The 3,191-nt window shown below is 44.4% G+C and carries 3 protein-coding genes; all 3 read right to left on the bottom strand.

Annotation, left to right across the window (positions count from 1 at the left end; translation table 11 throughout):
* Positions 1 to 466: 466 nt before the first annotated feature.
* The 3 genes from ACRJJO_RS21870 to ACRJJO_RS21860 all read right to left on the bottom strand — a co-directional run bounded on the left by ACRJJO_RS21870 (position 467) and on the right by ACRJJO_RS21860 (position 3,126).
* On the bottom strand, positions 467 to 1,336 hold the full coding sequence (locus tag ACRJJO_RS21870; RefSeq protein WP_431067672.1) for an OmpA family protein: 870 nt from the start codon (positions 1,334 to 1,336) through the stop codon (positions 467 to 469).
* A 280-nt stretch (positions 1,337 to 1,616) separates the two neighbouring features.
* Positions 1,617 to 2,489: a phosphate-starvation-inducible PsiE family protein gene (locus ACRJJO_RS21865; protein WP_431067673.1), complete on the bottom strand. Its 873-nt coding sequence runs from the start codon at positions 2,487 to 2,489 to the stop codon at positions 1,617 to 1,619.
* Positions 2,490 to 2,739: 250 nt separating this feature from the next.
* Positions 2,740 to 3,126, bottom strand: coding sequence for a cupin domain-containing protein (locus tag ACRJJO_RS21860; RefSeq protein WP_431067671.1), 387 nt, complete (start codon positions 3,124 to 3,126; stop codon positions 2,740 to 2,742).
* Between the last annotated feature and the right edge of the window lie 65 nt (positions 3,127 to 3,191).

Genomic DNA, 3,191 nt, shown 5'->3' with positions numbered 1-3,191 from the left:
AGCTTGGGTAACAGCATATTTTAGTTTTTGCGACTACGACTAGCCCCTGCTCGGAAACTTGGCTTCGGCAAGCTGAAGCATCTTGCTAATCAGGATTAACCATGGCGAATGGGCTATGGTTAACTATCTTGGATAATTTAGGTGCTGGGTTCACGGCATCCTGTCAAGCGAGTCGCCGAACCTCCACAGTGCCTAAAACTTGTAGAAGTAAATTTGTGCATATTCCTAACTTTATGAAGGTATGGGATGTGGCTAGCGATGATGTCGGCAGCAGGGAGCGCTGCCGTCAAGCCCCATGGAAGGGTTTACGGCGGTCCTCGATAGACACATACCATACCTTTTCTTCTTAGACGGTTTTCAATCAAAAGGGAGGATCGTTAGGTGAGGAACCGATCCCCTCTGCGCCTCCTTAAGCACTGCCGAAATTTGAAATGTGAAAGGTATATCCTATGCATCGACGCAGATTTTATCTTGGATAATTATATTGTTGCTGAGGATAACCGGGCTGTTGAGGATTTTGTTGAGGATAACCGCCCTGCGGTTGCGGAGGATAGCTTTGTTGTTGAGGATAGCCTTGTTGCGGGTAACCTCCTTGCGGTTGCCTGGGATAGTTCTGTTGCTGCGGGTAATTTTGTTGTTGAGGGACTCCTTGAGGTTGCTGAGGATTGGTACCCTGATTGACAGGAGTTTGGTTAGCAACGATAGCCAACTCAACGCGTCGATTTTGAGCTCGATTTTCTTCGCTGGTATTAGGGACTTTCGGCATCGATTTACCCATCCCTTGCTGTGAAATCCGAGCATAATTCACTCCGCGCTGAATCAAATAATTCGAAACACTGCCAGCCCGTTGATCGGACAGTTTGAGATTATAACTTTCGCTGCCGATATCGTCGGTATGTCCGGTGACGGTAATGTTAGATTCGGGATACTGATTCAAAACATTAGCAACGGAGTCCAATGCGGTCATCGCCTGAGGCGTCAATTGCGCGGAATCGAAACCGAACGTAATGCTACTCGGCATCGTCAAGTTAAGTGTATTTTCCGAACTTCTTTGTATTTCGATACCGGTACCCTGCAAGGATTCGCGCATCTCTTGTTCTTGATTATCCATATACAGGCCGACCGCAGCACCGACAGCGCCTCCTGCCAGTGCTCCTAGACCCGCATTTTTCCAGTCGTTACCGCCGAATAAAGTGCCGGCGCCGGCACCTACCGCCGCACCTATGCCGGTGCCCATTGCAGTCTTGCTCATCCGGGATTGCCCGGAGTAAGGATCGGTCACACAAGCCGATAAAAGTACGGAGCTAACAGCCAGTATTAAACATTTATTTTTCATAAACATAGATTCTCACGGTAAATTTGAAGCTATTAAGAATTTTATATTGCTACAGATTAAAACACTAAATTAAAGCTGAGCTGAATAAGCTTCAGCTGCATGATTTTTGAGATACCTCTATCATCGCATAAAATTTCGGCAATAGCGTAAGCAAGGCGCGGGAGGTGGTCGCCAAAGGCTTTGACAGTCCTTCACCTAGCGTTTAGTTAAGGACTGTCAAAGAACCGGTCAATCGAGCAACTGACTTTCCAAAAATAGGGCAATTATTTACGACAAAACCCTATATCGTTTTATCTTCTTCTGCGTGATACTTCCCAACGATCCAATAAGTTACACCTAAAGCCAGCAAAACAACGCCTGATGCATAGACATACTGCGGATCGATCGCTTTATAATCGAAAATAATAATTTTCCGAGCAACCGCCATGACTGCGGTTGCAAGCACTAACCGGATCGGAATGACATCAGTACGTAAATACAGCGTAATATTGATAAAAATTTCGATGGCAATCAAAACCATCATAAACGATCCGAAAGTCGCCAAAATATCGCTGACTGTCAGCATTAGATAAGGCGGAGTAAATAGCTTATCGAAAATAACAACAACGACATCCCAAACCCCGAATATGATCACTGCTACCATCAAAACGGCTAAAACGTTGACGGCTTTGATAATTGTTTTATGCAAACTTCCAATCAGAGGATTCACATCTTCCGTGGGTAATTCGGCGTGCGCCATTTGGGCTTGATATTTTTTTCTAAAATGCTGCATCAGCAACGACACGATGTTTTGCTCGTGTATGAAATAATCCGACCCGGCATCATGCTCAAAAAATGAATTAAGTCCTTCCACGTTCGATAAATCGGCATCGGTAATTTTTTTAAATCCCATGCTCCAGTCGGGAAACTGTCTTTTATCGACAACCTTACGCTCAAGGATGTTGATCCCACTATGACGCGGATCTTTTTTAATACAGTTATAAAGAGCATCCACGTCCTTATCTTCGCCTTCCAAAACTTGAACGAAGGTATCCTGGCAATACAACAACATGCCGGTAATATTCCGAGCCGCGTTATTAACTCGACACTTCTCAAGCATATTCAACATATCTTCATCACTCATCGGACTAGTCGCCGAACTGATATAAAGCATACGGATTAACATGTTTACCCCTTCTAAAATTTATAATTATTATTGAGCGATTCATTATAAACCCCAATGAATCTCTGAAAATAGGATACCTCGATATTTACTTTCGACAATGAAATTGAATCATTCCTTGCGCATTGTGACTAGCCGAACTTTAGCGCTGACAAGCAAAGGTAATGCGAGTGCCGTTTCCAAATAGACTGGAGGTGCTTAAGATAGAATCCAAAATCACCTGGCAGGAAGTGACTTAAATCTATGTTAATCCAATCGGATTATCTTCGATATCTTGGTAATTAGCATCTAAAAAACGAGGAGTGCAGATCGCAAGAAAAATCAAATCTTCCGATCCGATATTGGCAATCCGTTGACGGTACGTCGGAGGGATCAACACGATGTCGCCTGGCTCGACTTCTTGCGGCGGTAAACTTCCAACTTCAACCCGTCCCAAGCCTTGTATGATGACATAACGCTCAACGGTTCCGACAAGACGATGCCAGCGTGTCGTAACGCCCGGCTCGACGCGGGCTCTTGCAATGGACAAATCCGGATCGTCGAAGCTATTGGACTGCTCGATAATGAAACACTGTTCCGGAGTGTAAAATTCATCGTCGAGATTTAGTTTATTGATCGATGCTTGCATTGATTTTCCAGATTACGTATAAGTTTCAGCCTATTTGAAGTCCGAAGTAGGTTTTGTGTCGCTAT

Source organism: Methylotuvimicrobium sp. (genome assembly GCF_050611805.1).
Classification (GTDB): domain Bacteria; phylum Pseudomonadota; class Gammaproteobacteria; order Methylococcales; family Methylomonadaceae; genus Methylotuvimicrobium.
The sequence above is the reverse complement of the archived record's forward strand: the minus strand, read 5'-3'. Positions and strand labels throughout refer to the sequence as shown.